This is a genomic window from Sporosarcina beigongshangi (genome assembly GCF_033485195.1).
Classification (GTDB): domain Bacteria; phylum Bacillota; class Bacilli; order Bacillales_A; family Planococcaceae; genus Sporosarcina; species Sporosarcina beigongshangi.
The window spans coordinates 1-1,242 of the sequence record NZ_JAWLIR010000087.1 but is presented as its reverse complement, the minus strand read 5'-3'; the positions used below and the strand labels follow the sequence as shown (position 1 = coordinate 1,242).

The 1,242-nt window shown below is 37.5% G+C and carries 1 protein-coding gene; it reads left to right on the top strand.

Annotated features, from left to right (window positions below; genetic code table 11):
* Nucleotides 1-87: 87 nt before the first annotated feature.
* Nucleotides 88-1,242, top strand: a protein-coding gene (locus tag R2B77_RS17850; protein WP_322555779.1) for an IS3 family transposase whose coding sequence is annotated in 2 segments (ribosomal slippage) — nt 88-364 and nt 364-1,242 — 1,156 coding nt annotated over the 2 segments. Because the reading frame shifts where the segments join, the coding sequence is not laid out codon by codon here. This gene is flagged as partial in the annotation.

Sequence of the window (1,242 nt, the reverse complement as noted above, 5' to 3'; positions counted from 1 at the left end):
TGGACTAACCTAAATTAATGAGACAATATAAAACACCTTCGGAGTGGTACACTTGTAAACAAGTACTTACATCGGAGGTGTTTTTGCGTGGGCAAAAACGTATATTCAAGCGAAGTTAAATGGGCAGTTGTTAAGGATAAATTAAGTGGTGAATTGACGAACAAGCAGATTATGGAGAAGCACGGAATTAAAAATGATTCACAGATTAAGACTTGGATGAAATGGTACCGTTCGAATGAAATCTATCGATTTGATCAGCCGATTGGTAAACAATACACTTTTGGTCACGGTCCTGATTTCTCCAGCGAAGAGGACAAACGAGAACGTCAATTTTCTCATTTAAAGATGGAGAATGAAATTCTAAAAAAGTACATGGAAATCGAAAGGGAGTTAAAAAAGAAATAGTTCTACAGATTGTAGAGAAATCTAAAAAGAAGTATACGATTAAGGCTATCTTGTCCGCGCTAGGAGTACCACGGGCGAACTATTATAGGTGGTGTCTTCAAGGCATCGATAAGTCGCTTTCAGTAGAAGAGGAAGCGATTATGGAACTATGTAAGAGCACTAAATATCGGAATGGACATAGAAAAATAAAGGCAATGTTAAAACAGAAATATCACATTGAATTGCATCGCAACACCGTTCAGACTCTAATGCAAAAGCATAACTTGCAGTGTCGTATTAAGCCAAAACGGAAGTGGAAATCTCAAGGAGAAAGTATCATAATTGCCCCTAATCTTCTTAAGCGTGATTTCACCGCTAGCGAACCCAACAAAAAATGGGTAACAGACATCACATATATCCAATATGGCAGTACAACAAAATATCTTTCGACCATTATGGATTTATTCAATAATGAAATTGTCGCTTACAAATTATACGATCATCAACAGACACCACTCGTAATTGACACGTTAAAGGAGGCACTGGCTATTCGTAATCACCCCGAAGGTGTGATTGTGCATTCAGACCAAGGAAGTGTTTACACGTCTTATGCGTATCAGGCCTGCATTAAGGATAACGACCTTGTCAGCAGCATGTCGCGTAGGGGAAACTGTTGGGATAATGCGGTGATTGAATCTTTTCATTCGAACTTGAAGTCTGAGGAATTTCAATATGTTAAATTTAATTCGTTACGCAACCAAGATGTATTTGAGCGGGTTATTACTTATTTAAATTATTATAATGAAGAACGTATCCAAGAAAAATTAGGCTACCTAACACCCATAAAATATGGTGTCA